Here is a 26,180-nt window from a genome sequence, read left to right on the forward strand (position 1 = left end):
GGTGAGAAACAACGAGAAATCCTATCGCTACTCTTTTCTAGTTCTTAGGGATCATTTTCTCCAAGTGATATTCGATAGTACTTAAATGGCTAGCCCCCCGCGAACAGCACCAGTTGTAATTAGATATTTGGTCTTTGGGTTCGAATCCGTTGAGAGGGAGACCTATCTTACTATTTTGGGAGTACAAGCAATGCGATACTTATTTCTAGTAGTATTTACTTTAACTAGTATGATCCTAATTCATGATTCTGCATCAGCAGAGCCTCAGGTTTGTACTGTTCCCATTGGCAGGGCCGTACAAGTGCAAGCAGCGAGCGAAAATGCTCGTAGTTTGGACACAAGCTGGACAACAACCGATGAAAAAGTTGCACAAGTTTTTGCTGATGGCTTCACCATTGGGATCAGTCCCGGACAGGCTCTTTTAGAGCTACGTACAGGAAAACATGGCGAAGTGGTCGAGACCTTTGAGATCAACGTCGGTGAAATAGCGAATCCAACAATCGAACTAGATACTGTCAAACAGTTCAAAGACAATCATCGTTTCAAAACATCAGACGGCAGAGAGTGCTACGGTAGCGAACTCAATGCACGTCAACCACAGGCAACCGGCACAGTATCGAATAGGATGGTCAACCCTAATCCTCTTCCAGGCGCACCTCTAGAATGGTTAGTAAAGAAGGAATCTGCGGTTGTAGATGGTACTGGCTCACTGATCGGATACGTCGCGCCACGTAACGAAGTGTACGGTATCATCTATTCATCTAAGTTCAACCACGGCATGCTCAAGATCATCGGAGACCGCCCGCATGTTTACGGATTCGGCACATTGATAAAGTGCGATGACTCACTCGACGACACCCTTTCGGGTCAAGAAAAAAGAGTGTCTGCTTGGATCGCGCTTGAGGACATTATCCAAATCGACGAGTTTGTTGAACGACTGGACCCGGGCACAGGAGTATTGCCTTCGCTACCTTGTTATTCAAAGCGTCATCTAATCACAGGGGGTAATCCGGAAGACTATCTTACAGACGAAGGTACTCCACTGAGTATCGTTTCGAACGTCAATATAGGCGCCCAACCAGAACACTACCTAACAAGGCCGACAGGCACCGTGAACATCGTCTATTGCGTTCCAGGATTCGGATTGGGTGGGCACGGGGTGGACTCATTTCATCTATCAAATAAGCCATTTTTTCGACGAGCGATTGGCGTCCGAGCATTCACTATGCCGACTTTTTATCCCAAAGGGCATCCACTAGAAGGTAAGATGGCAGACCCGACCATGACTTTTCTATATGGATCAGTGGAAGTCAAGAATTCACATAAGATCTTCGGTTGGGTTGCCCAGGAAGCATTGGATTCGACCGAAAATTGCGTCCCGGCCCCTACCACTAACTAATCAAATTGAGCGGGTTTTACGCTCCGATTAGTAGTTCGATAGTTAGAAAAACACGAATATTGGTCTGCGCAGTCTAATTCTTGATTGTTGAGAACTTCACCTTAGCCTACCGAGTTCGTATCTTCTAGCGAAGGGAATCGAGTCGTTCGTGTAGCGGCGGCAGGCAGTTTTTCCTTGCTTGAAAGGTTGTCTCCTTGAGATTTGGTTCTGTTCAAACACCACATAGCCATGGATTACCAAGAACAAAAAGGCGGCATTCGTTAAGACCAAGAATAGAAAAACTCCGTCCTATGGTAAGACGTTTGGCCCGTGTCGGAATCTGCAGTGCTCTCGCCCATCGGTTCCTCAACACAAATAAACCCCTTTACTTGGAGCTCGTGTGTGGAGGGGGCGTGGAGGCGAGAGCGGCAACTTGTCCAGGGAGAACTTTCCTTTCTCGACCTTCTTGAACCGGGATAACATGCCCCGGTGCAACATCTCTTGAGTGATCGCCGAAGAGTATTTGCAGTCGAGGATCTGGCCGCCGGGTGACTTCCAGTACCCGCGGGCCGACATCGCTTCGTTTAGTTCGGAAGTGATCTGTGGCAACTGCAATTCGGCGAGCACTTTGGCTGTGACATCCATGGCACTATTTGAAGACTATTTTGTACTTCCCTTACTACTCCCCCCTGCCCCACTACGCGAAAATACTGCCGAGTTTTGGCAACGAATAATAACGCTTGCAATACTCAAAAGTTATGGCTCACTGGTATTTATCGCGGATTAGGCGTTTTTGCGATTTGGCGGCAGTGGTTTCACACCGTAGAGGTCACAAGTTCGAGTCTTGTGTCGCCCACTGGTAAACACCCTAATACAGGGTTTTCAGCGGTTTCAATGGGTTCGGCGGGCTCCCCTTCCGACTCATTTCCACCCGTTACGGCCGGTTTCTGCTGCGCTTTGTGCATACACTTTTCCACGGCCTTCGCAAAGTCGGCATCGGTCACCTGCCAGTAGTGTTTCTGGGCAACTAGAGTGCTGTGCCCGAGCCAAGCAGCTGCGACGTGGGCCGGGAACTCGGCTGCCAGCTCTGTGGCCCGGCTTGCCCTCAGATTGTGGAACAGCTTGGGCCATGGGTCGACCCCAGCTCTTTTAATGATTCGCAGCATTTGCGTTCGCAGGTTGCAGCCCCTGTCCCGATACCTAGTAATGACCGGCTGTTCGCTCAGGCGTTGCTTCTTGGGGTCGAAGTCTTCCAGAAGCTCATTCAGGACGGCCTCAAGGATGGGTCGCAATTCGGAAAACAAAGGAATCACTCTCGAGCCCTTACCTTCGTGGTGAGCCGTCTTACTGCTCCGTACCGTGATACGGCTGTATTCCCAGTTGATGTCGCCCCAGGTCAACGCCAGGTGCTCAGAGGGGCAACGTAGGCCACCATAGCGGCTAAGGGCGAAGATCAGCTTCCATTCGCTATTTGGGCAAGAATCAAGTATTGTGTCGGCCACATCGCGGGGGATGAAGTGCTGACGCTCTTCGTTCTTGAGGCATGAGACTCCCTCACGCATTTCAGCGAAAGGGTTTTCTGTGATTAGCCGCTTACGCAACGCCGCCCGGAAGTATTGCCGTGCAAGACCGCAGCGACGTCGTGTCGTATTAGGGGCCAGGCCTTCATGCTTGCCGAGCCACGTTCGCCAATCGTCCGCATCGCCCGGTGTGATCTCTGACAAGATCTTGCCAGCCCCGAAATAGTCCACCAAACAACGCCTTGTGTGATTGTAGATCACCACAGTTGCAGGCTTTACCTTGAGGCTTTGACTGGCAATGAACGCATCCAGAAACGGGCCCAGGGTGAACGCTTCGGTTTTCTCTCGCTTGGGCAAGAGGCCCACTCCAGCCAGCTTCTTGTACAGCTTTGAATCGAGTTTTCCGATAAAAACAGCGGTCTCAGGATCCCACGATTTTTGTGCAAAAAGGTCTGCCAGCATGGACTCAACATGCACTTTGATTGTTTCGGCACCCTTGGCACTTACCTTGCCCAGCCTGACCGACTTGCGTTTTCCGTCGGGGGCGATGAATTGCAAGCTGCGGCAGCCATTGTATTGGCCCGTTTTGCGGTTTCGATCTCGGATGATGCTGGCCATGGTTACTTCCCCTTCTTGACTAATTCCAATTCCAAAAATTCAGCTATTCGATCTATCGCATTCAGTGAGAGAGTCCGCTCGCCATGCACAAACTTCGACAATGCCGACTGGTCGATACCTGTCGCTTTGAAAATCGCATAACGGCTGCAATCGGCATCGAGGATAGCAGCTCGCAATTGCTCCGAAAGTGGTTTCTTTTTTCTCGCCATAATTCCAGTATCGGGAATGCTGGGCTATATGTCTAGCACATCACTTATTCCTTCAATGTTATGGTTGGGTAGATGGTTACTTTCCGTCGCTTCGCGGTAACTAGTCTCGTCAATCAGCCGTGCCCCCGTGGTGAGCCTCGGAGTCTTGCCGAGGATTCGCTCGACACGCTCTTGTCGTTGGGCTTCCCTGAGGTCTTCAAAGGGCAACAGCCGCTGTCGTTTCTGTTCTGCATCATTCATCATAGTTTCTCCCTTGATCGTTAAAGCGATTCTGGTTTGACTGAGTACCATATATTGCCGCGTCGCTCAAACTGCTCGGTCATAGCAATAAGATGGAGGATGTACTCCGTCTCGAATATCTTTGGCTCTATCGGCCCGCCATAGGCAACAACCCGCATCACTGATTCCAGCACGATGTGCTCCCTTGGAAACAGGCCCTGTGTCGTGAAAATTGCTGCTTGAGCCGCACAGCAAGCGTTGGGGGCCAACGTGCAGCGTAGGAAGTCTCCAGACAGCACCGCAAAGTAAAACATTTCGGGCCACGCCGGAGGCTGGGGAAGCGGGGCATGATCGCAATCGGAGTATTTGTTGAAAGTAATCACAACGCTCCCCCCTGGCAGTGTCCGTTCAAGATTGGCTGGAAGATGTCATCGCTGGTGTCCTCGACAGACTCGGCCAGCAGCCGGTTGATGCCGTCTACGTCGGGGTCAGAAAGGGTTCTTGGAGGTGTGTTGACAGTGTTGACGCTGACACTAATACCGTTTTCCTCGTGTTTTCTGTTATTTGTGTCACTGTCAACGGTGTCAACGAGTGTGAACCGTCGGGTTGGCCGGCCGCGTCCCCCGGCATGATCGTCAAACGACCAGGAGCCTATACCGCTGGCCTCCAACTCCACTAACGCAGCCTCCGCATCTGATGCATTTTTGAACTTTCGGCCGGAACGCATGAGGTCTCGGGGTACTACCGTTCCGCCTTTCCTGCGAATCAACTCAACTAACTCCCTTTGCTCGCGTTCATTTTCATTTTCAACAAACAACCCGTAAACGCGCTTGGTTTCACCGCCAAACCAATCAGACAACTCAATCGCCATGCTCATGCTGGCTTCGTCAATCGAGTCCCCTGAAGCCTCACCCGCCGCCCACCTACAGAGTTGAATGATCAAGGCAAATCGAGCCGTGTACGCTTCCAGCTTGCTCCATGCAGCAGCTGAGTCGTCATCCAGGTCAATCAACTCCGCCCGATGTCGGTTGAAATATTGCACCCAGAGCGACTTGGCTTCGGTTGTCAGGTCCAGCGGTAGTGGCTCGCTCTCGCCCTCATCATTGACGGTCGGCTCAAGTGTGAGCAATTTTTCGAATAAGTCTTCGATCGCTGTTTCCATGCTGCGATGCACAGTGGCATCACTCCACACTACTTTGCGGGCTTCCGGCATAACGAAGAGCAGACGAGCACACAGCCCGTCCTGCATGTGCTCCCTTGCAATCGCTTTCCGAAGGATGCCCGGTTGAATACCACCCAACAGAGAAACCGAGGCGCGGGGAATGTGCAACATTTTGATGGGCCCCGTTTTCCGATCCACGGTGAGAGGTGCCCCACTCCAACTTGCCAACCAGTGCCCGAGGTCAGAACCACGCCCATTTTTGTATTCGCCTATCCCCCCCAGCCATCCGGACAACTCATCTCGGCTAACGAGCAGGCCGTCAAATTGAGTTGCCAACAAGCTGGTCAGCGCTTCAATCGTGCAATCACTGGTTGTAAAGCGGATGCAAACCGGTTCTGGTGGCGCAATCGGTGGGGGTTCGCTTGTTTTCTTGTCGTGCTTCCAAGCATCGTAGGCCCGTTCCCAAACAGCATTATCTTCGGAGTATTGCTGAAGAGCTTCAGCATGATTGGCGATGGATTTCGCTTGTATCCGCTCCAGGAATTTCATGGCAGATTGCAATGCGGGAGTTTTATGCGTACCGCTCTTACCGACAATTGCACCCCACAGAATTGCAGGTTCTGTCCAGGTCTCTTTGAGTCGAATCGCTCTGGCATTACCCACGGTTCTGGCTAGACAGCAAAGCATTGGAAGAGCGATGGAGGCAGCATCGCAACCGATCGCCTGGGCTGCCGCTGAAACGTATTTTCTCACCGGTCCAGGCAAACAATGGATAGGGAATGGCTTATAAGCGCTGACGCTGACACAATTCGCGAATTCGGCGGATTCGTCGAATTCTGTCAACGGCTCCCCCTGCATGAGTGCCAGTATGTCCTCGCGGTACGGGTCCAGCTTCTCTTGCCAATGCTCGTTTTTTCCTGTTGTGCCGATCCGCAATTGATCGTTCACTACTTTCAGTAGCACGCCATTTGCCTCAGCATCCGCGATTAAGGTGGTTAGGACCACAGAACCACCTCGCTTTCCTTGCTTGGGGCATGGTCCTCGTTCAGCTTGTTGAGAGCTGCAATAGCCTCTTCCATGGCGATGGACTCGGCTAACACAGAGGGCAGCAACGGTCTAGTTGAGCCGATTGCTCGCAAATTGTTGTCCAACAAAAGATGCCGATAGCGAGGGGGAATCAGAAGCGCGACCACGTCTTCGGCAGTTCGTTCAGCATCAATGCTGCTGGCGACTGGCACGCGCTGAATATAAAAATCCACATTCCGCTCGGCGTAAACCTTAATAGTGCCATCGAAGTACGATGTAATGAGCACTGTGGGTCTTTTCAATCTTTGATATATTTGCGTAGAGTTCATTTTGCTCTCTCCTTTTTGGCCCGTTCCTGTTGGTAGCAGGGCGGGCCATTCTCATAGTCCGCGTCTCGGGCAGTAAAAACTATTTGGTGCTCCGTCGTTCGCGCAATCGACACCAGGCGTCGAGAGCCTCACGTCGGTACATGATTCGAGAGCCGACCGGCACAAACGGCAGGCCGCAATCGCGGCGGAGATTGTAGAGATGCTTCTTACTGACTCCGCCCATATAAATAGCGGCTTGGTCTTCGGTCATCAGTGGAGATGCTTCGGATTCGACTTCTTTGCTTGGTCCGGTAGTTACATGCGTTAACATTTTATTTGCCCCTCATGCTTAAGAATTGCCGCGAAGTGCGACGCTGAGGGCATTGAAGCGTTAGAAAGCCATGCATTCCAGTGGGAAGCGGCGGTTATGCTAGACTGCGCTAGAGTAAGCTAGACTGCGCTAGAGAAAGCTAGACTGGTTAAGGTTTCAAGCAGTCATGCTGTTTCGCCGGGAATTCACGCATGTCGACTCTCCAGCTCTTCGAGTTAGGCGGTCCCACCAGTTTTACTTTTTTTCGCCGGAGGTAAACCGTGGGATTAGAAATTTTTCTGCAGGCGTGTAATTTAGCTATTTCATTTTTCGTCAGAGGCTTGCTCATGAATTCTGGTGGGATGGTGACTGATGGTTCTTCATCCACCTCAGCGGGTTGAGTTTCTCCTAATGAATGTTTCGCTTGTCCGTTGTCCTCTGCTACTCCAGAGGCACCCAGCGATACACTAACTTGGTGTGGCTCTTTCTGAAAATCCTCTATCATTTTTGAGACGACATAAGTTTCATTCGATTGTGAGCTTCTAAGTTTCTCCAGAGCCTCGGATGTCTTCATCCGCATCAGTTCATAGCGAGTATTTACATGCTTGACCAATAAAGCACCCTCGAGATGCTCAAAATACTTATCATCAGTCAAACCAGATCCATGCAGTTCGATCATTATGTCTCGAAGTTCCTGCCAGTCATTGATTTCTCTGGCATCATTGCCAAGCAGGATTTTATAGTGCATTTCTGCTATGCGACCTTCAGTTGAACGACATTTAAAGCAGAGCCTATCTTCAGCGTCTCCAGTATCGATTGCATCTGGAGCGAGTTTTCCCGAACTGGGAACCGGATTACCTGACTCACGAGGCCCTCCGCATATTGGGCAGGGGCCATAGTCCCTTTTTTTTCGCTCTGCCACCTTTTTGGAATTAGATTTCTTCGGTGGTTGCGTTGCAGAAGCCTTTTTCGTAGCAGCGATCTTCGCGTGAGTCGGAGCCTTTACTTTTCCCTCTATGCAAAGTTTAGCTTTGGCATCGTCCGGGTTGCCGTCGGGAGTGTACCAGTCGTAAATAGTGGCAATCTGGTGAGGTTGGACTTTCTGCTCGATGAGCTCTTCAATCAATTCTAATTTAACTTTTTTGAGGCTTTGCTTGGCCATGAATGTAATCTCCTGTATGGCCAGGCCGACCGACCGGTGTCACAGGGGAGATTGCTACCTATGACGCCGGCAAGTCTCGCGGGGTTCAATCCGCAAACCCGGTTTGTCAATTTTACCGCAGGGAGTATTCAATCGTTCGAGGAAAAGATCTTTCCCCGGTCATCGACTTCTGGCACGCCGGTTACGAACCCGGCCAGTGCCCTCCCGGTTTATTCAACTATTTTACGGCAGTTGTTGATTTTTCAATATGGGGGGAAATTTAGAGGCGAAAATTGTCAATCTGCCTCAATTTCTGCCATACAGCCGCCTCCCCCACATTTCGCCCCACTCGCTAGTTTCGCGGCGAGTGACTGGGGAACGGGCGTCGATTTTGACGGCTATGCGTTCGTGTGAATTCTTCGTTCCCAGATTGAACGCCATGGCACCCGCTACCAAGCACCCACCTGGCGGGGCTATACTGCCCCGGCGCGTGTTTCCCCCTTTTCCAACGCTGACAGACAGGAATCGCCCCGTCGATGGCCATTAATAAATCCGACCTTTACTCCTCCCTGTGGGCCTCGTGCGATGAGCTGCGTGGCGGCATGGATGCCAGCCAGTACAAGGACTATGTCCTGTTCATGCTGTTCATCAAGTACGTCAGCGACAAATACGGAGACTCCGATGATTTCGCCCCGCCGGTCAAGATCCCCCAGGGAGCCAGCTTCAAGGACATGATCGCCCTCAAGGGCAAGGCCGACATCGGAGACAAGATCAACAAAAAGGTCATCGCGCCGCTCGTGGAAGCGAACTCCCGTCTCGCCCGCAGCGACTACCCGATTTCGATGACCCGAACAAGCTCGGCGAGGGTCAGGCCAAGGTGGACCGCCTCACCAACCTAGTAGGTATCTTCCAGAAACCCGAGCTGGATTTCTCGAAGAACCGCGCGGAGAACAACGACATCCTCGGCGATGCCTACGAGTATCTCATGCGGCACTTTGCCACAGAGAGTGGCAAGAGCAAAGGGCAGTTTTACACCCCGTGGGAGGTCAGCCGGATCATGGCCCACGTCATCGGCATCTCACCCGAGAATGCCGTGGCTTCGACCACCGCCTACGGACCCTACGTGCGGTTCCGAGTCGTTACTGCTCAAGGTAGCCGCCCAGGCCGGTAAGGACTCGAACGAATTGCATATGGTGCGGAGTCAGTTAGATTCGCTCTCGAAGCGTTGCAAAAGTGTATGCAATTCGAGCCAGAAATCTGGGAACATTGTGTCACCGAATTCACCATCCCACCTCACCTGCCTCTACCGCCTCCACAGCTACCTGGAGCGCGGCCGACTCGGTACGACCAAAGAATCCCTTCCCACAATGCTCCCTGGACACATAGCAGGCCCACCTGGGCACGAACGTTATAGTCGAAGTGGGCTTCGCTAGCCAGGGCCTATTTGCTATCGAGTTGGTGTCGCAGCTGCAGAGGTCGCCACCACCTCCTTCAGTTTGAGGAGTGGCTAAGAAACTGAGGTTGGTCCACCCGCTGGCAGTTCAGGAATCCAACAAGTTACGTAAGTGCTTCTGTCTCAAATTGCAATGGAGTTGAATCAACAACGGCTGCAAGCTCCAAAGCAGTGCTGAGTGAAGCGTTTCCATTGACCCATTCGAGAGGTGCCAAGGGACTAAAAATCAAGTCAAAATGAGGTTCCCTAATACATTCATCCCGGCTCACCCAATCCCGGCTACGTCAGTCTCGGTCGGCACCCGCTGCGGCGGAACTTCAAATCGAAACCGCCTTGCTCCAAACTGCCCCGCAGCCCGCTGCTACCCTCGGTCGCTCCGAACAGTTCCCTCGCGTTGCTCAGCACCGCAGACGCGGACGAACCGATCGCCGTGAACCTTACGGAACTCGCCGCGCGGATCGCCGGGTATCACGAGGGGCTTGCCGAAGTGGAAACCACCCTCCGCCGGGCCCGGGAGATCGACCTTTCCTTGATCGGCCAGCAACTGGACCACATCAGATCGCTCAGCCGAGACTTTCGCTTCGTGCGGCTGTACTACGATTCCGTGACCCCCGCCGAGCGCCGCATGATGCTTGCATCGAAACCGCTCGAGGCCAGTCTGCAGCAACTGGCACGCCAGTTGGATCGCTACGAAGCAGCGCAGGCAACCGATTTTGGTGGTTCGCTCAACCCGGCCGCCGCCGACCAGATCGCCGAATTGCGAGAATTGCTCAACGCCCTCGGCCAACAGACCGGGCACTAACGGCCCGGCGCGAGGCGCATAAAAAAAACCTCGCCGAGAATCTCGAAAATTCCTGCGGCGAGAGTGCGTCTCAATCGCTAGCGGGCTCTCAGCCCCCTTGGCCGGAGTTGTCGTCCCCCCCGGCTTCCGGCATGCGGACCATCAGCCAAGTCTGCGTCTTATGAGGACCGAAGTGGACTAGGCACGTCGATTCGTCCTTGGTCAGATTCTCGACCCCCGCTTCGAAGACGACATCCGCATTAGACTCGTCGGAAAACTTCCAGGCGGCCCGCTGGGTTTTCTTGTCGATCATCCCTTCAATGGGGCGACTGTCATCTGTGATGTCGTTGTAGTACGTCCCCGCCAGAATCCCTTCTTTGCTGACCGCCAATTGGATCATCATCCCGCTGTCGGTCGCACTTTCCTCGGCGACGGCGAACACCCCCAGGGGCATCCACTCTTCTTCGTCAGGCTGCGCAACTGGCGGGATGCTGTCGGCGATTGTCTCGGCCTGCTGGTAGTACTCTTCGGTGGTGCCCACCTGCTGGTCGTTCATGTAGACATAGTTGTCCCGATACACGACTGTCGAGCCGTAGTCGTAGACCATCGGTTGGGCGAAGTTGTAGCCAGGCAGCCAGGAGTTCAAGGCCCCCCAAGTCGCGACGCCCCAGCACCAGTTATTGGGGTAGCTGCTCCATCCCCTCTGCCAGCGGGCATAGCCAGGATTGAAATTCTGATTCTCCCACCAGTTGTTATTAAAGGGACGATTGACGCCTCCCGCATAGCGGCCCCGCATGTTGTTGATATTGTTTTGGCGATTGTTGTTGATATTGACATCGCCCACGCGCCTTCCGCCGCCGATATTGTTCGTCCGATCGCCGATGTTCGTGTTGGGATTCACCAGATTATTCTTGGTCCGATCCCCAATGTTGGTATTCTCGCGATCATCGATCTGGTTCCCAATGTTGTTCTTTTTGCGGTCTTCGCGATTGTTGGGACGCTTGTCGGCCGTGCCGGGGAGGTCGAGGAAGCTATTCAAGTCTTTGCTCGAGGGGCGATCTTTTCCGCCAGGCCGGTTAATTTTTCCCAGTTGCGAACCACCCCCTCCCAAATTGGGCCGATCGTCGCCCCCCAGATTGGGTCGATTGCCGCTCCCTCCCGAGTTGGGGCGGAAGTTCGGGTTTTCGATCGTCTGCGGGCGATTGCCCCCCGCCGCTGGTCGCGAAGTTTGTGGCCGCGAAGACTGTGGCCGGGACGTTTGGGGACGAGTGGAAGGTCGACTCCCGGCACCGGCATTGCCACGGTTCATCCCCCCCGTTTGGGATCTGCTCAACCCGCCGCTGGGACGTGCCGCCGAAGCCCTCGAGGCTCCGCCGCCACCGCGAGACATTCCACCCCCTCCGCCGCGGGAACCACCACCTCCGCCCCCACGTCCACCACCGCCACGAGAAAACGCATCTTGCGAGCAGAGCAGTACGCTCAGCAGCGCAACAACCACTAGAGAAAAACCTTGTTTCATCAGAATATTCCTTGTGAATTTTTAGATTGTTTAATGACTAGAAAATGGGGTCAGTCCGTTTTGCGGACGACCTTCACCGGATCGATATTGGGGAGCAATTCGCCATCGACTTGGCGTCCCAACGACTTGAAGGTGAAGGAGTCGTCGTCCAGGTACTGATACGTGTTGGTCGACGACGAGAGTCGTCCATCAGCCAGCGTGTTGAGGGTGTGAATGGTCCAGTTCCCCCCTTCCCCCGACCAACGTCCCACGCCAAAACCGCCTTCGGAGTCGAACACCCACGAGCGAATCGATTCATTCACGGGGTCCCAGCCGATGATCTGCGTACCAGAAAAATCGAGCTTCCCCTCGACCAGCACATTGAACGATCGCACCAGAAAATTTTTGTTCGTGGTCCAATTACACGAGGTTTCGATCGACGAGCTGTCGTCCCCATCGACCCATTCGCCGACCATCCACTCCAGTTCCTTGAGATTCTCGTAGTTCGACACCGGCGGGGCTTCTAACTCCGCTTCGCTGATGCTGTCTATCTTCCAGCCATTGGCCAAGCGGACGTGGATTGCCTCGTACTCGGTCTCGAGCGGTTCCTCGTCCGGCGAGATCACCCGCGCGAACCCGCTCTCGATCGCCACACTCGGCGAGATTACGTCCACTTCGGTATTGATCAGTTCCAACCGCACACTCGGGTTATTGGCGAAGTAGCCGGCAAAACTGGTTTCTAGCGCGGCCCGACCTTCCACGGCCGCCCCACCCGGAGGAGTGTAGGAACCACGCTCGTTCCAATGGCCGGCCAACGCCTTGCCGTCGTGTCCATTGAAAGCCGCCAGATACGACGCGATCGCCTGACGGATGGCCACCTCATCGGCCGAGGTTGTCGTCGTGCCGGTGGCCGCTGCCGGACTGTTCGTGGGGACCGGGGGGGTGAGCGTTTGCTGAGCGCAAACCGTCGATACGATGAGCGACCATGCCATAAAGAGTGAAGCGAATGTTTTCATTGCGATTCTGCCTGAGCCGGTGAGGGGAAAGGGGAAATGGACGGGCAGTTCCAAACTCTGCCGTGGCTCGAAATCGTACCAAAAGCAAGTTGCCGCGAGTAGCAGTCTAACGGTTTTTCTTCAAATCTAATTACGACTAACGAACGTCGCAATTCGCCTGCTTTCGTGGTTTACAACCGATCGAGAACTATTCCGACCATGTTGTTTCCGGTCAATTGGGTTCTGAATTGATTCTTAACTCGGCGCAAATCGTGGCGGTCGGCTGAAATGGTTTACTCTGGCGTTTGTCACGCCCTCGAAGGCGTTTACGAATTCTGCTGCAAAAGTTTATTGCCTGACCAGTTGCGGGCCTGCCCGGTCAATGCGCGGACCTCAAGCATTTGCCGCCACCTCGGCGAGCTGATCGAACGCGATAGCGTGGCGGTCAAAATTAAATGCGGTTGCTCTGGCAAGGCCGCCGAGCAGCACCACGTCGCCCACCGTTGCGCAATCCACCAGCGCTGCCTGCCGACCCTTGTGCCCAAAGACTTGCAAGCGTGGCGGGAACGTCAGCTGGAGATCGAGATATACCTTCTGTGCCACGTCTGCATAGACCGACAGTCGCTTAAGCTCCCCACTGCGGCCGTCAGGCCCGCAAGGAATTCTTAAACCGTATCGCGACCACCCTGGCGGTAGGTTTTCCCGAAGGGAGGGCTCCGGTGCCTGGGAGTCGGGGCTGGCCCTGACGCACGAAATCAGGGAAAAGGTTCGAACCTAATCGATAGGAGGTGACCTTTTGCCGTGGTCAAAGCACACTCGCGCCCTGATTGACGCTGGGCCGTCCTCGTACTTTTAGCGTACGGGATGGGAGTTCCCCGAATTGACGACGGTACTCATTCGAAAACGAACCCAGACGGTGAAAGCCCCAACGTCGAGCAATCTCGGCAACGGATACATCACTTCCTCGGGCGCCTTTGAGCGTCACCCTCACCTGGTGCAGGCGAATCACTCGAAAGTAGGCTAACGGGCCAAGACCGAAAGCTTCGCGGAAAGCTCTCCTTAACGATCGGTCACTGGCGCCGAGTTCCGCACATAACTCAATTGCTGTCAATGGCTCATTCAAACGATCATGCATGACATCAAGTGCACGCCTCACCAGAAGCCTGCGATTCTTCTCACGCATTCTGGCAGGTTCCGTCACCGACGGATGCAATAATGCATCAATGAGCCTGCGCAGGCACTCCATTTCAAGCGATTTTCCTTCCGCGCCGCCTACAATCTTCGGGGACCGAAGTGAGGTAGTCAGCAGTTCGGCAAGTCCTCGTTCGAACCGTTCCATTGCCTTGGGTTCCGGCCGCAGAGCGCTCCAAGAGGGAAAATTTGTTTCCGAGCTTCCTCCGGCAAGAATACAGGTCATCTCCTGGAGAGTACACACCGGTACCAGCAATGCGCGAATCGACGTGTCTGGTATTGTTTGATTGTTGTATTCGGCTTCGGGAAATTTGGCGATCAGATCGCCGGGATTCAGATTGCATCCCGACCACCGAGTGGCTGCGTTTCGGGGTGTGATGGGTATGAACGTGGCGAATTGACTGTCCATGCCGCGAGTGAGAATGGCCTGGTTGGTCTTCGCTTGGAACAACCGCACCCTCTGCCCAGTCACCACGTCGATACTTCCCTCAAACTTCCCTCGGGACATTTGGTGAAATTGGCCATTCCAGCGGGCAAAGATCTCCGCGAAGCCTGAAGCGTCATCGAGTTGCCGCGAAAGCACCCTATTCGGAAGCCTCGATAAGGTCGTCTGTGAGTGAGCGCTCTGATCCATGGTGAAATTAGACGTGGGCGGTTTGGCCGAAAGCGGATATTCCCAGATTTGTAACCTACACTTATTTTGGCCCCTAAAGTAGGATAAATCTTTGCACATCTGATTACCGCTTCCGCGGTTACGACTGTGCCTGCTGAAGCCCGGTCCTCCAAAGACCCTCTGCTTTCTATTATTGGCAACTGAAAATCTGTTCCTGGTCGAGGAGTTTAGAATGCGTTCGATGCCTATCTGTTTGCTGGCGATTGCAGCAACCATTTGGGGCTCGCCCTCTGTCGGTCTTGCCCAGACATCGGAGCCGAAACCGAATATACTCCTGATCGTCGGTGACGACATTGGTTTCGGCGATCTTGGCATCTGCGGTTCCATCACCAAAACGCCAAACCTGGACCGCCTTTCTAAACGCGGTACATTATTCACCAACTTTCATGCGTCGCCGGTTTGTTCGGTCTCCAGGGCCATGCTGCTGACCGGCAACGACCCGATTGAAGTTGGCCTTGGTGCGTTCGACTACGCACTCTATCCACCTGCCGAAGGCAAACCCGGTTACGAAGCCTTCCTCACGAGGACAACCGCCACGATTGCGGAGATACTCCAGGACGCCGGGTATCGGACTTACATGGTGGGCAAGTGGCACCTGGGAGGAACCCATCACGGCGGACAAGGACCGCATGAGTGGGGGTTTGACCGCAGTTACGCCATTTACACCGGCGGTTCCAATCATTGGAACCAGGGTGTGTTTCATGTCGATATGCACGATCCAGCAGTCGTCGCCACGGTCAAAGCCGGCAAGATACCTAAGGAGCCGTTTTACGAGGACGGTAAAGAGGTCGATCGCCCCTTGGGCATCTATTCTGACGACCTTTACACCTCGAAAATGCTGGAATACCTCGAACAAGGCAGAGAGTCAGGGAAGCCATTCTTCGCCTACATGGCTTACACCACCGCACACGCACCTTTGCAATCGCCCGATTTCCTGATTGACAAGTATTATGAGCATTACCTGAAGCTAGGTTTCGAGGGGGTCAAGCGTGCTCGATTTGACTCCCAGAAAGCGCTCGGCATCATTCCCCAGAATGCCGTCTTCCCAGAGACGAGCAAAAACCGCTTACTTCGTGCTTGGTCAAGTCTTCCGGATGAGGAGAAACGCCGGCAGGCTCGATCCATGGCGACTTACTCGGCAATGATGGAGTCGCAAGATTACCACATCGGTATGCTGCTGAATTATCTTCGCGAGACAGGGCAGCTTGATAATACGTTGATCGTCTACATGGCCGACAACGGTCCAGAGGGATTGGACGAGCGCGGTGAACTGAGCAACCCAGCCGCGACCAAGTGGATCAGAAGTAATTTCAGCCAGGAATTCGATCACATCGGTCGCGGAGACGCGTTTGCTTTCATCGGCACTGACTGGGCCAACGCTTCGACCGGAGGGTTGCGATGGTGGAAGTGGTTCATTGGCGAGGGTGGTATTCGTGTTCCCATGGTGGTGGTTCCGCCGCAAAAAATCTCTGCGGCACGAGTAGGACAGATGACCAAGGAATTTGCCAGTGTGAAAGATGTACCGATGACGATTCTCGATTACGCAGGACTCGAGCATCCGCAGCGTGAGTATAAAGGCAGACAGATTGTTCCTCCCTCTGGTGTGTCGATGCGGGGCTTCCTTGAAGGTAGAGTGGAACAACCTCGCAACGATGAACAATGGGTTGCGTTTGAGCTGTTTGGAAATAGTTACGTCATTGCAGGCGACTACAAGGCCATTCGAGTGCGTACCGGCATGTACGGCGACGGCAAATGGCACCTTTACAACATCAAGAACGATCCGGGGGAAACCCGTCCTCTGGACCGGGAAATGCCCGATAGTCTGGCGCGACTGATTGCGATTTATGAACAGTACGCAAGAGACAAAGGAGTCGTCCCCGTCGCTGAAGACTGGAACCCTTGGCATAGTTCATAGACTGAGAAACAGGTCCCATTCGCATGAATGCAGATAAAAAAAACACCCCAGCAAAGCCTTTGAGAACGGTCTCTTGGTTAGATATGCTCAACGCGAGTGCATTGCTCGCGATCACACCCGAGTATGGCACAGTCAAACGTGCGCGGGGCAAGGAGTACGGCAAGCAACCAACTTTCATTCAGCCCGCTCCAATGCCACTGGAGTTTAAGACGATCGCCGGAGTGAAAGTGCGTTTTGCCCATGCTCCTCGCGAGAACTGTCCGACGGTCCTGCTGATGAATCCCTTGCCTCAGAGCATTGTCGCGTTTGCTCCACTCTGGAACGGATTGGCAAGTCAGTTCAATCTGTACGCCTACGACTTACCGGGATTCGGTGGCAGTGAGGGTGGCCCTGAGTACATGACCTTTGAAGCACAGGGACGCTTTCTGCGCGATTTCATTTCCGAATTTGACATCCAGAGTCCCCATCTTTTTGGACCCGATGTGGGAATGTCTGCGGCATTGGCTTATGTAACGCACTTTCCAAACGACGTCGCAAGTCTCGTTATTGGGGATGGTCCTGGCATCGCACCCTCGAGCAATGGCAGCGTCATTAACAAAATTGTGAACTCAGCTTTCTGGCGTCAGGTCTTCAAGATCGCTGGAGCGGCGACATTTGTGCATGCCGGCAATGCCCTGTGCTACGTGAACTACGCCCCCAATGAAGAAGAGATATCTGACTACATCACTTCTTATTCCGGGCGCATCGGACCAATCACTCAGTGGTTCAAGGACTATCCAAAAAGCCTTGCGTACGTGGATCCCAAACTCTCGGAAATCGATAAGCCCGTGCTGGTCTTCTGGGGAGCCCAAGACCAACTGCTGCTCGTGGAGAATTCCCAACGACTCAGCCAGCGGCTAAAACGAAGTAAGCTGCACGTGTTTGAGAACTGCGGACATTACTCGTATCAGGACCAGCATGAGAGATTCTTGACTATGCTCATTGATTGGGTTTCTAACGAACATAAGGCCGTTTGATCGGCGCCAGCACACGAGTTTCCAAGACGACATCGGGAGAAAAATGGTCATGGCAAAGCCAGACAACCTCAAGACTTCGACATCGGTCATCGTTGACCTGCCTGCAGAAAAGTTTGACTTAGCAGACTGGATTGTGCATTTCTCGAACGAAGAGTACGTGGCCTGTACTCCGGCCACGGGGGCGCACAAAGTGATGTATGTTTACCGTGCCGGCGATGGTCGCTGGGTGTTCCGCAATGATGAAACTGCGGCGGGTTTCTTGATGACCCAGCTTTATCGTGAGGAAATAATGGAACCTCAGCACATCTTCCTGGTCAGCCCTCGCACAAAGGGGCGTCTGCTCGGATGTGTGCCGCTCACTCTTCAGATTACGTGGGACATGAAGGTTGAGCCGGTAGATAAGAATCGCTCCAAGTTCACTTGCACCGTGGGGGCTCGCCTCAATCCTTTGCTATTTATCGCAGGCCTGTTAATACGCCTGTCATATTGGACGGAGGCGCATACTGAAGAGGAGACGCCTCACTTCGCTGAGAGTGCGGCCCGCTGGGCAACTCGAGACGATCCTGAGCAACGCCCCACCTATGTAGGTGCGATTGGCCAATTCCCAGTAATGCCTAGTCCGACTCTACCGCCTAGTTCTGATCGACGTGAACTAAGCTAGCGCTGATTTGTCTCACCTGCTTGATTGTGCACTTGGGGGAGCAAAGGATCGCGTATCACGGGCGTCTCAAGAACGGGCCAGTTCCCGCAGCGGTCGGAGGCACCGCACTTAATTCGCACCTTGCCAACTTGCTGAATGTGCATAAGTCTCAGCGAGTTCGCCGGGATGCCAAGGCGCACACTTCGCCATTTTCTCGACTAAAATGGGATCATCTGTGCAGCTAGCGTAAGCTGCCCGATTTTACTCCAGAGGGACAGGAGGTTCAGCAGGAAGCCGATTGAGGCCATCGGCTGGCGGAGCCGGGAAGGGAAGCACGTGCCGACGGCCTGGAGTCGTCGCCATGTCCTACAGCTTTGAAACCGTCGCCGCCAAGTATCTCACCGCCAAGAAGCTCTCATCCGGCACCTGCAAAGAGTATCGGGGCACCGTCACGAAGTGGACCACCTGGGGAAAGGGAGTCGACGTCGATCAGATTGGCAGGGTCCACCTGCGGGACTTCCTCGACTGGGTCTACGAAAAGGCGGCAGCGGACGGTGGGTCGAATGCTGGCCGTACCGCCAACAAGTCCCGCGAGAACCTGAGAGCGATCCTGTCATGGGCCTGGGAGCAGGACTACCTGGAGAAGCTTCCGCGGTTTCCCAAGCCGAAGCCGCAACGCGACGTCGCCGGTCGGCACTATCTCACCAAGGCTGACCTGAACGCACTTTATTTCGCAACCTACGAACTGGAGCGGCCGAGAGGGTGGAAGCAACCGCTCACCGTTGGCCACTACTGGCGGGCGGCGCTGGTTGTGTTCTTCAATTACGGTGTCGACACAGGAACGGTCTTCAAGACGGCCGCGTTCCACGAGCCTATACTGTGGCGGCACGTCTGCTGGCGACCTGAACCACCGAACGGTCAAGGGAAAGAGTCCCGCTACGGCTGGCTTTACTATCGCCGTGTGTTGACGAAGAAGCAGTTCTATCGTCCGATGAACCGAGTCGTACAGGTGCATCTGAAGAGCCTCCGGCCCGAGGTGGCTGAGCCGGACCAGCCAGTGTTCCACTGCGGTAGCTCTCGCCCGAACTCGCAGTTCCAACGGCTTTGCGCCTTGGCCGGGGTCAAGCCGAAGCAGGATGTGGAAACGGGCGAGGAGAAGCTTTGGGTTTTAAAAGATCTTCGAAAAACCTGCGCGACCTACTACGATGAACACATGCCTGAGTCTTCCATCGAGATCCTCGGGCACTCGGTAGGCGGCGTAACGTACCGGCACTATGCCCACCGGGACCCGCTTGCCTTCAAGGCGATCATGTCACTGCCTCAGCCATCGGCTTTCACCGCGCTGGTGCACGGATTTGACGGCGAGTGCCCATGCTGCCGCCGCAGGTTCCGCCAGGCCTAAAATCCGACCGGAGCGGCGTCTCCCGGCTTAGCTGCGGAGATGTCGCCGTCGGTGGGCCACCTCAGCGGATTGGCAGGGCTGCTAACTTGCTGAAACTGGTCCAACTTCTGCAACTTAGCAGACAACCAAGCTAACGTCCTTGTGCTCAACCGACGCGGCAATGAGAATTGTTGGAGAGAAGCACGGGTGGTGAGTCTCATGCCCGCAATGGGTCGGATATCCCGCCATTTCGATAGTTCGGAATTCGTTTTAACAAAGCAAAGTATCGTGCTGGAAGTTCCTTTCGCTGCTCCCGCATGACTTGTCGACTACTGAGAAGGTTCAGCTTTGCACACGAATCTCAATAGCCCAAAAACATCTACTCCTCTTCCTCGATTTTGGGTGAATGGACATCCAATTGCTCAATCGCTTCCCTCAGTTTCTTGAGGTTAAGCCGATCTCTACCTGCGGATGGGTTACTTGCCTCCAACTGCTCAAGCAAATCAGAGGCTTCTTGGATCGCAGCAAGTACGTCATTCTCCCTTCCAGCGACTCGCAAGGATATTGCATATTCCTCAAGCAAAGTGGCAAGTAAAACTATTTGATCACTTGCGTCAGTGGTGGCATCCAACCTGCTGCGCGCTTCAAGAATTGACTGCTCTTGATCGCGGAGTCCTTCATCAACGTTCCCCATTTTCACCAAAGCATTGCCCCTGTTGCTCAATGCAACCAGATCGTCAGGTAGTGCCATAAGGCATCCGCTATACGCTTGAGCCGCTTCAGCATGTCTTCCCATTTCATCGAGCTGAATTCCCTCGAAAAAGATCGCATTGTAGTAGGTTCGATCGATGCGTCTCATATCTCGATAGGCAGCGAGTATTCCCTCGTCTGATAGTGGATCAGCAAAGGGCGGGCGCACCCATGAAGCTGCAGCTCCCCAGCGGCGATCTCGCACGATATAAAAGAGTTCGGCCGCGTCCTGTGGCGCGGTCTGCTTGGCAAGCGCCCTGAGGCGAATGGCCTCCTGATCGTGGTGTGTTCTCACATCGCCGTCGGTTAGGTCCCCTAAGCGTTGATAACAGCTTGCAAGTACCCAATAGTAACCCTTCGTAGGTGGATGCAGCTTATCGGCAATCGCCAACATTGAGCGAGCTTTGCTGATCGTTTTTAACTTTTGCGCAGCAGTCTGACCATGAGGCTCCATCCAAAGCACTTCGTAGTGAGAAATACAGATCAACAATTCGTAGACCTGAGGAATAAGTTGATCAATATAACCCTTGGGCAAGTTCTTGCTTTGCAGACTTGCAAGCCACTTGGAGTCGTCGAGGACTCCATAAAGTCTGATTGCTTCTTCAGCCAACTCCGACGGACCAGAAGAGCGATCCCTTCGAGCCTTTTGGTATAGTTTCGTAAACTGCTGGTAGCGATCTAGTTCGTTGCTAAGTAATTCTATTTCTTTTCGAAACTGCTCACCTGCCGCACCAAGTTGGCTTGCGGTTGAGCTTGAGGCCGAGAGTAGTTGCCGTGCCAATATTTCCTGGTTTGAGTCAATCGCGGCGTTTACTTCTTCTAGGTCTTGCTGCAATTGTCTGGTCACCGCTGCTTGAAACGCAATGTGCCCTCCCAGCCAAACGGCAATTGTCAAACTGATCACGATAAAGCCAATAGCGATTGTCCACGCAATTTCGGCATGTCGCCGAGACCATTTTGCCAGTTTCGTAAATAGGGTAGGTGGAATTGCCTCGATTGGCTCGTTGTTCAGATAACGACTGACGTCTTGTGCCAGTGAGCTAGCCGACTCGTACCGGCGGTTGCGTTCCTTTTCCAATGCCTTCATGACAATCAGATCTAGATCGCCCCGAATAGTAGAAGTCATTTTCCGTCGGTCGAATATCTCCCGCTGCTGCACCGGGAGTGTCGAATCGTCGGAACCCTTGAGCGTGCTGAGCCGGGTACTGGGCCTGAGGGGATCGACATCACAAATTATTCGACGGACCTCATCAATACTCAGCTTTGATAGCTCCTCTCGATTGAAAGGAGTCGTGCCTGTAAGCAGCTCGTAGAGTAAGACGCCAAGCGAATAGACGTCGCTACGGATGTCAATATCGAGCCCGTGCTGATCTGCCTGCTCAGGACTCATGTAGAGCGGCGTACCTACAAGCTGCGCAAAGTGAGTGAACAATGTTTTATCCGTAAGATCATGGCTGAGCGCCTTGGCGACACCAAAATCGATCACTTTTACCACAGGTTGGCCATCGTGATTGGTGATCTGCACGTTAGAAGGTTTTAGATCGCGATGGATAATTCCCTTCTGATGGGCGTGATGTACCGCCTGGCAGAGGGTGATGAAGAGATTCAGACGGCTTTCCAGCGAAAGCCTATGTTTGTCGCAGTATTCTGTTATCGGAATACCACGGACTAACTCCATTACAAAGTAGGGCCGACCCTGCTCTGTGGTTCCTCCGTCGAACACTCGGGCGATGGAGGGATGATCCATCATGGCCAACGCCTGCCGTTCCGCCTCAAATCGAGCAATCACATCGCGACTGTCCATGCCGGGATTGATGACCTTGAGGGCGACTTTTCTTTTGACCGGCTCAAGCTGAGCGGCCAAGTAGACTGTGCCCATTCCGCCACGGCCGATCTCTTTGAGAATCTTGTAGCGGTCGACAACGGGATGGGAAGAAATATCCGACATTACCGACGTCTCTTCAGTACCAACGTCGCCGCTTGTTTCTTTCTCACCCAATTGGGGATTTAGCACTTGAAATGCGCCGACTAGTCGATGATCTTCGGAGTCCCTGTGGGCGATCAGCAGCCGATTGACTTCCTTTTGTAACGAGGCGTCCAGGTGACATGCCTCGTCAACGTAATCGGTCCGCGCGGCAGGATTTTCGATATCAAGCGCTGCGAAGAAAATCGACTTGGCAGAGTTTTCGGTCGACGAGAGATTTTCCATCGGCTGCGAGACCATGGTTAGAGGGTCGGGCTGTCAATTCATCATAGCAGAATGGTGGGAGTCAGTAGTAATTGACTAATTATTATCACTTCACCGATCAACACATCAAACAGATGAGCAGGCAGAACCTCGATTTCCCAAAAATCGATCTGCAAAGTGCGACTTTTTCGTCAGCCTTAGCGTGCTGAGAATCCATGCTGGAACTATTGCTAGTAGCAGAAGAGAGCTCGGTTCGGGAACTGCCACGCTGACTGCCGATTGAGTAGCACTGCGGCCGTAGTTAGCCTGCCAGTTAGCGAGGTATCCAATCGCAGGGTTTCGTTGCCAGATGAGAAAGTCCGCACCGTCGACGTCGCCATCGAGATCGAAGTCGCCACTTTCGATAGTCGGAAGCCCACTAGCTGAGAAGAGCACATTTAGGGCGTGGCCGGAGTCGCCAAGAGATAAATAGAATGCACCACTGCCAAGGTCGTTCAGAAATTGACTCTCGTCAAAGACAAAGGTACCAGCGGAAAAGCCGCTGATCGTACCGAGGGCCGTGGCGACGGTCCAGCTATAGTCCTGAGTGTTATCAAAGTTTATGGCTTGACCGGGATCGTCGAGCGAGTCAAGTGTATGGAGCGAAATGATCATCGGTTCAGCAACAGTGCCGATGTTGATAAGATCGCTTTCGACAGCTAAAAGATCGTAGTCGGTGCCCGAGATTCCTTGGGCATCGCGGACTTCGAGTTCGAGTGTCGATGCCCCTTCAAAAGTCATGTTCCCGCCGATTGTCAGCATTCCGGGACTAAAACCGGGGGATACAGTAGAGAATGTACCAGCGTCAACATTACCAACGGATTTGCCAAGTCCCTTAAACTTGGCAGGATCAAATCCGGGAATTCCTAACATCTTTATATTAGGAACATCGATCTCACCTGCGAGATCGACTGCGAGCGTACCTGTCAATTCAGCGGGGGTTGACGATTTTATTTTGCCTTTAACATTTATCAGACTCTTGCCGGTGAAATGCCAATTCGTGGCTTGGGCCGTGGCACCTGCTTCAACGGCCAGCGATCCGGTGATAGTTGCATTGCCCGTAGTGGCCACATTGCCGAGGACAACCGCAGACGCCAGCGCTTTGACATCGATCGCTCCTGGCCCGAAAATACTCGCTCCAGCACCCAGGGTCAGCGTGCCATCGTTAACAAGCAACTGCCCATCGATGTTCACGACGCCCGACTCGATTGTGTTATCACCGTAGCAATTTACCAGTCCGAACCCACCTCCACTCGGGGGAGTCGTGACAACGGCACCGTCCAGAGTGGCGTCGGAAATTGTCCCGCCCACTTTGACGGGACCCACAATCCGTACTTGCTTGTCGAGTGTTCCATCAATCGTGACCAGGCCGTCTTGCAGTTCTAAAATGCCACTCCCGCCCAAAGTTGCCCCGTCGGCAATGACAAAATGACCGCCATTATTGACATACATGGGGACATTGACCGCCAACGTGCCGGAAGTCAACGTGCTCACCGAAGTCGAAATCGAGAGTGATCCCTGATTGATCGATAAGATTCCATTGCTTGAGAACGTCGTTCCGTGTGCTGAAACGCTTCCCTCGATCACGCCCTCACCCTCCACGCGAGATCCACTTCCGTTAGAGATGCCTTCCTGGCCTAGAGAAAGTGTGCTTCCTGCCTCTAAGTGAATAGTACCCGTGTTCACAAACGGAGAAGCGAACGATCCAGGAGAGGCGTCTGGTGGCTCCCCGTGAAGAGTTATGTCACGTCCACCACGCAGTTCCAATGAGCCCGCGTTGGACCATAGTCCGTCAATCGCAGGCATAGTGGAGCTAGGACCATCCAGAATTACCACGGCATCGCTATGCCGAAGCTCAAAGGGCGTTCCACCGGAATTTTGGGGAAGCACAATCGAACCGTTTCCCCTGGCGATCCAGGTACCCTCCGTAAGTGTTGCCTCAGGGATTAACTGCAGTGGCGCCAGTGGATGGACCACAATACTGTTCGTCTTAGGAATCGCGACAGTACCTTCGTGAACTTCCAGCGTCCCTGGATTGTCAAACGGCTGATTCGAGTCGAGATTTAGTTGCCCCCCAGAGTCCACGAGCATGGCGCCACTGTTTGCGAACGCACCATCAATCGTCAATGAAGAATCCGTGAGTATGTTTATCGCTCCGCTGTTACTTCCGCCCGCTTCGAATTGAGCTGAAGAAGTATTGTTGATATTTAGCGTTCCACCAATCGCGGCGTTTCCTTCGACGATGAACTGGGAATCGTCAATATCGACGCTGCCAGCGCCTGAGTAGGCTCCACCTACATTCAAGTTCGATAGGACTGCAACATCGATGGTTCCGGCATTGATTAAGTCTGCAGCTAAAGTAGCAGCAGAGACATTCTCAATGATGAATGCGCCATCATTCGTGGCCAGTGAAGCCATGGTAAGGTGGCCGTTGTCAACAGTGACAATTCCTGCCCCGTGATTGATGAACCCTGCGTCAAGAGTTAGAGTCTTACTAGGTTGAATATTCATCGATCCCGCGTTAGAGACAAATCCTCCGAGCTTAAGCGTCCCGCTGTTGACGTTAACGTTACCGGTGTTGCTGAAGGCGATACCGAAATAAGTCGTTCCTGCCCCGCCGCTTTTGGTGAAGGTACCGGCGTTGTTGATTTGCGATGGAGCACCGATGAAGCCGTCGAAGATTTCGCCGTCGAAGTTAGTATCGAACGTAGCCCCGAGCTGGTTGTTGAGCACCGCTCCATTGCCGGTAATGAATTGGCCGGCCGTCCAGGTGGCAGAGCCAGCATTATTGAGGACGCGACCATTGAGGGTCTTGGAGTTGCTGCCACTCAGGTCCAGGCCGCCGTTGGCATTGGTTATGCCTGCGCCAGTCATCGTGCCCCTCGTCCAGGTAAGCATGCCCGAAGCGGTGATTGTCGATGTACCATCGATAGTGGCTGAGGAGTTCGTGAGAGCTAGATTCGTAAGTTCGAGATCACTTAATGCAGTCAAAGTACCATTGCTGATGTCCAGCGTTCCAGCGCCAGTCACACTTGCACCAGCTACGAAGCTTACGCCGCTCGATATCTGCAATGTGCTGCCGGCTGACACGTCGAAGCTACCGCTGCTTGTTCCGCCTCCCGATAGACTGAGCGTACCTGACTGAACGTTAACAGCACCGGTATTGTTGAATGCGATATGGAATCTGGTCGTACCTGCCCCGCCGCTTTTGGTGAAGGTTCCGGCATTGTTGATTTGCGATGGAGCACCGATGAAGCCGTCTAAGATTTCGCCGTCGAAGTTGGTATCGAATGTCGCCCCGAGCAGGTTGTTGAGCACTGCTCCATTGCCGGTAATGAATTGGCCGGCCGTCCAGGTCGCAGCGCCAGCGTTATTGAGGACGCGACCATTGAGGGTCTTGGAGTTGCTGCCGCTCAGGTCCAGGCCGCCGTTGGCATGCGTGGTCCCCGTGCCAGTCATCGTGCCCCTCGTCCAGGTTGTGAGACCGGAGACAGTTAGGTCCGATGTGCCCGTAATCGTACCATTGGTTTGTTGCAGGTTCTCAATATTGATGGCTTGGTCCACTGTGACCGTGCCGCTTGAAATGACGGCGTCGAAAGTCTGACCTCCATTTCCGTTATTGGGAAACAGGAGACTGTCCCAATGAGAGGAATCCGACCAGTTGCCGGTGGAGCCGTCCCAGGTGCTGGTGACATCGGCGGCCGTTGCGAGCTGGCCCAGAGAAGCCATGGACAAGACAACGCAGAGGAGGGTCTTAGGATTCATCAGT

23 protein-coding genes are annotated in these 26,180 nt (G+C 53.7%); 8 read left to right on the forward strand and 15 right to left on the reverse strand.

Annotated elements, in window-relative coordinates; all coding sequences use genetic code 11:
- Positions 1–190 precede the first annotated feature (190 nt).
- A complete protein-coding gene (locus Pla144_RS11320; RefSeq protein ID WP_146450781.1) occupies positions 191–1,399 on the forward strand; it encodes a hypothetical protein in 1,209 nt (402 codons plus the stop codon).
- A 345-nt stretch (positions 1,400–1,744) separates the two neighbouring features.
- Here Pla144_RS11320 and Pla144_RS11325 read toward each other — a convergent pair whose 3' ends face one another.
- The 9 genes from Pla144_RS11325 to Pla144_RS11365 all read right to left on the reverse strand — a co-directional run bounded on the left by Pla144_RS11325 (position 1,745) and on the right by Pla144_RS11365 (position 7,912).
- Entirely contained in the window at positions 1,745–2,023 is a 279-nt protein-coding gene (locus tag Pla144_RS11325; RefSeq protein ID WP_146450782.1) for a hypothetical protein, read from the reverse strand.
- A gap of 170 nt (positions 2,024–2,193) precedes the next feature.
- Positions 2,194–3,516: a tyrosine-type recombinase/integrase gene (locus Pla144_RS11330; RefSeq protein ID WP_146450783.1), complete on the reverse strand. Its 1,323-nt coding sequence runs from the start codon at positions 3,514–3,516 to the stop codon at positions 2,194–2,196.
- 2 nt (positions 3,517–3,518) lie between these two features.
- Entirely contained in the window at positions 3,519–3,725 is a 207-nt protein-coding gene (locus Pla144_RS11335) for a helix-turn-helix domain-containing protein (RefSeq protein WP_146450784.1), read from the reverse strand.
- A 24-nt stretch (positions 3,726–3,749) separates the two neighbouring features.
- Positions 3,750–3,968 carry a hypothetical protein gene (locus Pla144_RS11340; RefSeq protein ID WP_146450785.1) on the reverse strand — a complete coding sequence of 73 codons (219 nt, stop codon included), beginning with the start codon at positions 3,966–3,968 and terminating at the stop codon, positions 3,750–3,752.
- A 17-nt stretch (positions 3,969–3,985) separates the two neighbouring features.
- Positions 3,986–4,327, reverse strand: coding sequence for a hypothetical protein (locus Pla144_RS11345; RefSeq protein ID WP_146450786.1), 342 nt, complete (start codon positions 4,325–4,327; stop codon positions 3,986–3,988).
- A complete protein-coding gene (locus Pla144_RS11350; protein ID WP_146450787.1) occupies positions 4,324–6,111 on the reverse strand; it encodes a YfjI family protein in 1,788 nt (595 codons plus the stop codon). The genes Pla144_RS11345 and Pla144_RS11350 overlap by 4 nt, the downstream gene beginning before the upstream one ends.
- Positions 6,102–6,461: a hypothetical protein gene (locus Pla144_RS11355; RefSeq protein ID WP_146450788.1), complete on the reverse strand. Its 360-nt coding sequence runs from the start codon at positions 6,459–6,461 to the stop codon at positions 6,102–6,104. The genes Pla144_RS11350 and Pla144_RS11355 overlap by 10 nt, the downstream gene beginning before the upstream one ends.
- Positions 6,462–6,540: 79 nt before the next feature.
- On the reverse strand, positions 6,541–6,771 hold the full coding sequence (locus tag Pla144_RS11360) for a helix-turn-helix domain-containing protein (protein ID WP_146450789.1): 231 nt from the start codon (positions 6,769–6,771) through the stop codon (positions 6,541–6,543).
- 148 nt (positions 6,772–6,919) lie between these two features.
- Complete coding sequence (locus Pla144_RS11365) at positions 6,920–7,912, reverse strand: hypothetical protein (RefSeq protein ID WP_146450790.1); 993 nt, start codon at positions 7,910–7,912, stop codon at positions 6,920–6,922.
- A 515-nt stretch (positions 7,913–8,427) separates the two neighbouring features.
- Between Pla144_RS11365 and Pla144_RS24565 the strand changes: the two genes are divergently transcribed.
- The 3 genes from Pla144_RS24565 (at position 8,428) to Pla144_RS11375 (ending at position 10,146) form a co-directional block, all read left to right on the forward strand.
- Entirely contained in the window at positions 8,428–8,790 is a 363-nt protein-coding gene (locus Pla144_RS24565; RefSeq protein ID WP_197530585.1) for a type I restriction-modification system subunit M N-terminal domain-containing protein, read from the forward strand.
- Positions 8,769–9,062, forward strand: a complete 294-nt coding sequence (locus Pla144_RS24570; protein WP_197530586.1) for an N-6 DNA methylase — start codon at positions 8,769–8,771, stop codon at positions 9,060–9,062. The genes Pla144_RS24565 and Pla144_RS24570 overlap by 22 nt, the downstream gene beginning before the upstream one ends.
- A gap of 676 nt (positions 9,063–9,738) precedes the next feature.
- On the forward strand, positions 9,739–10,146 hold the full coding sequence (locus Pla144_RS11375) for a hypothetical protein (RefSeq protein ID WP_197530587.1): 408 nt from the start codon (positions 9,739–9,741) through the stop codon (positions 10,144–10,146).
- An 88-nt stretch (positions 10,147–10,234) separates the two neighbouring features.
- Here the strand turns inward: Pla144_RS11375 and Pla144_RS11380 are convergent, their stop codons facing one another.
- From Pla144_RS11380 to Pla144_RS25375, 4 genes are all read right to left on the reverse strand, one after another.
- On the reverse strand, positions 10,235–11,644 hold the full coding sequence (locus Pla144_RS11380) for a hypothetical protein (RefSeq protein WP_197530588.1): 1,410 nt from the start codon (positions 11,642–11,644) through the stop codon (positions 10,235–10,237).
- Positions 11,645–11,694: 50 nt separating this feature from the next.
- Positions 11,695–12,639, reverse strand: coding sequence for a YybH family protein (locus Pla144_RS11390; RefSeq protein ID WP_146450793.1), 945 nt, complete (start codon positions 12,637–12,639; stop codon positions 11,695–11,697).
- A 372-nt stretch (positions 12,640–13,011) separates the two neighbouring features.
- The gene (locus tag Pla144_RS11395; protein WP_146450794.1) at positions 13,012–13,221 is read right to left on the reverse strand and encodes a hypothetical protein; all 210 of its coding nucleotides are present in this window, start codon (positions 13,219–13,221) and stop codon (positions 13,012–13,014) included.
- A gap of 202 nt (positions 13,222–13,423) precedes the next feature.
- Positions 13,424–14,392 carry a helix-turn-helix domain-containing protein gene (locus tag Pla144_RS25375; RefSeq protein WP_315851793.1) on the reverse strand — a complete coding sequence of 323 codons (969 nt, stop codon included), beginning with the start codon at positions 14,390–14,392 and terminating at the stop codon, positions 13,424–13,426.
- A 262-nt stretch (positions 14,393–14,654) separates the two neighbouring features.
- Between Pla144_RS25375 and Pla144_RS11405 the strand changes: the two genes are divergently transcribed.
- From Pla144_RS11405 to Pla144_RS11420, 4 genes are all read left to right on the forward strand, one after another.
- Positions 14,655–16,397 (forward strand): arylsulfatase, encoded by a 1,743-nt coding sequence (locus Pla144_RS11405; protein ID WP_146450796.1) that lies wholly within the window; start codon positions 14,655–14,657, stop codon positions 16,395–16,397.
- Positions 16,398–16,420: 23 nt separating this feature from the next.
- Complete coding sequence (locus Pla144_RS11410) at positions 16,421–17,413, forward strand: alpha/beta fold hydrolase (RefSeq protein ID WP_146450797.1); 993 nt, start codon at positions 16,421–16,423, stop codon at positions 17,411–17,413.
- A 49-nt stretch (positions 17,414–17,462) separates the two neighbouring features.
- Complete coding sequence (locus tag Pla144_RS11415; protein WP_146450798.1) at positions 17,463–18,074, forward strand: hypothetical protein; 612 nt, start codon at positions 17,463–17,465, stop codon at positions 18,072–18,074.
- 340 nt (positions 18,075–18,414) lie between these two features.
- A complete protein-coding gene (locus Pla144_RS11420; RefSeq protein ID WP_146450799.1) occupies positions 18,415–19,455 on the forward strand; it encodes a tyrosine-type recombinase/integrase in 1,041 nt (346 codons plus the stop codon).
- Positions 19,456–19,813: 358 nt separating this feature from the next.
- On the opposite strand, the gene Pla144_RS11425 is transcribed toward Pla144_RS11420, so the two are convergent.
- Both Pla144_RS11425 and Pla144_RS11430 read right to left on the reverse strand, forming a co-directional pair.
- On the reverse strand, positions 19,814–22,393 hold the full coding sequence (locus Pla144_RS11425; RefSeq protein ID WP_197530590.1) for a serine/threonine-protein kinase: 2,580 nt from the start codon (positions 22,391–22,393) through the stop codon (positions 19,814–19,816).
- Positions 22,394–22,498: 105 nt separating this feature from the next.
- Complete coding sequence (locus Pla144_RS11430; protein ID WP_146450801.1) at positions 22,499–26,176, reverse strand: beta strand repeat-containing protein; 3,678 nt, start codon at positions 26,174–26,176, stop codon at positions 22,499–22,501.
- Between the last annotated feature and the right edge of the window lie 4 nt (positions 26,177–26,180).

This window comes from Bythopirellula polymerisocia, from assembly GCF_007860015.1.
Taxonomy (GTDB): Bacteria; Planctomycetota; Planctomycetia; order Pirellulales; family Lacipirellulaceae; genus Bythopirellula; species Bythopirellula polymerisocia.

Coding starts and splice junctions, on each gene's coding strand:
- Pla144_RS11320 (WP_146450781.1), top strand. CDS start 191: ATGCGATACTTATTTCTAGTAGTATTTACTTTAACTAGTATGATCCTA.
- Pla144_RS11325 (WP_146450782.1), bottom strand. CDS start 2,023: ATGGATGTCACAGCCAAAGTGCTCGCCGAATTGCAGTTGCCACAGATC.
- Pla144_RS11330 (WP_146450783.1), bottom strand. CDS start 3,516: ATGGCCAGCATCATCCGAGATCGAAACCGCAAAACGGGCCAATACAAT.
- Pla144_RS11335 (WP_146450784.1), bottom strand. CDS start 3,725: ATGGCGAGAAAAAAGAAACCACTTTCGGAGCAATTGCGAGCTGCTATC.
- Pla144_RS11340 (WP_146450785.1), bottom strand. CDS start 3,968: ATGATGAATGATGCAGAACAGAAACGACAGCGGCTGTTGCCCTTTGAA.
- Pla144_RS11355 (WP_146450788.1), bottom strand. CDS start 6,461: ATGAACTCTACGCAAATATATCAAAGATTGAAAAGACCCACAGTGCTC.
- Pla144_RS11360 (WP_146450789.1), bottom strand. CDS start 6,771: ATGTTAACGCATGTAACTACCGGACCAAGCAAAGAAGTCGAATCCGAA.
- Pla144_RS11365 (WP_146450790.1), bottom strand. CDS start 7,912: ATGGCCAAGCAAAGCCTCAAAAAAGTTAAATTAGAATTGATTGAAGAG.
- Pla144_RS24565 (WP_197530585.1), top strand. CDS start 8,428: ATGGCCATTAATAAATCCGACCTTTACTCCTCCCTGTGGGCCTCGTGC.
- Pla144_RS11380 (WP_197530588.1), bottom strand. CDS start 11,644: ATGAAACAAGGTTTTTCTCTAGTGGTTGTTGCGCTGCTGAGCGTACTG.
- Pla144_RS11390 (WP_146450793.1), bottom strand. CDS start 12,639: ATGAAAACATTCGCTTCACTCTTTATGGCATGGTCGCTCATCGTATCG.
- Pla144_RS11405 (WP_146450796.1), top strand. CDS start 14,655: ATGCGTTCGATGCCTATCTGTTTGCTGGCGATTGCAGCAACCATTTGG.
- Pla144_RS11410 (WP_146450797.1), top strand. CDS start 16,421: ATGAATGCAGATAAAAAAAACACCCCAGCAAAGCCTTTGAGAACGGTC.
- Pla144_RS11415 (WP_146450798.1), top strand. CDS start 17,463: ATGGCAAAGCCAGACAACCTCAAGACTTCGACATCGGTCATCGTTGAC.
- Pla144_RS11420 (WP_146450799.1), top strand. CDS start 18,415: ATGTCCTACAGCTTTGAAACCGTCGCCGCCAAGTATCTCACCGCCAAG.
- Pla144_RS11425 (WP_197530590.1), bottom strand. CDS start 22,393: ATGGAAAATCTCTCGTCGACCGAAAACTCTGCCAAGTCGATTTTCTTC.
- Pla144_RS11430 (WP_146450801.1), bottom strand. CDS start 26,176: ATGAATCCTAAGACCCTCCTCTGCGTTGTCTTGTCCATGGCTTCTCTG.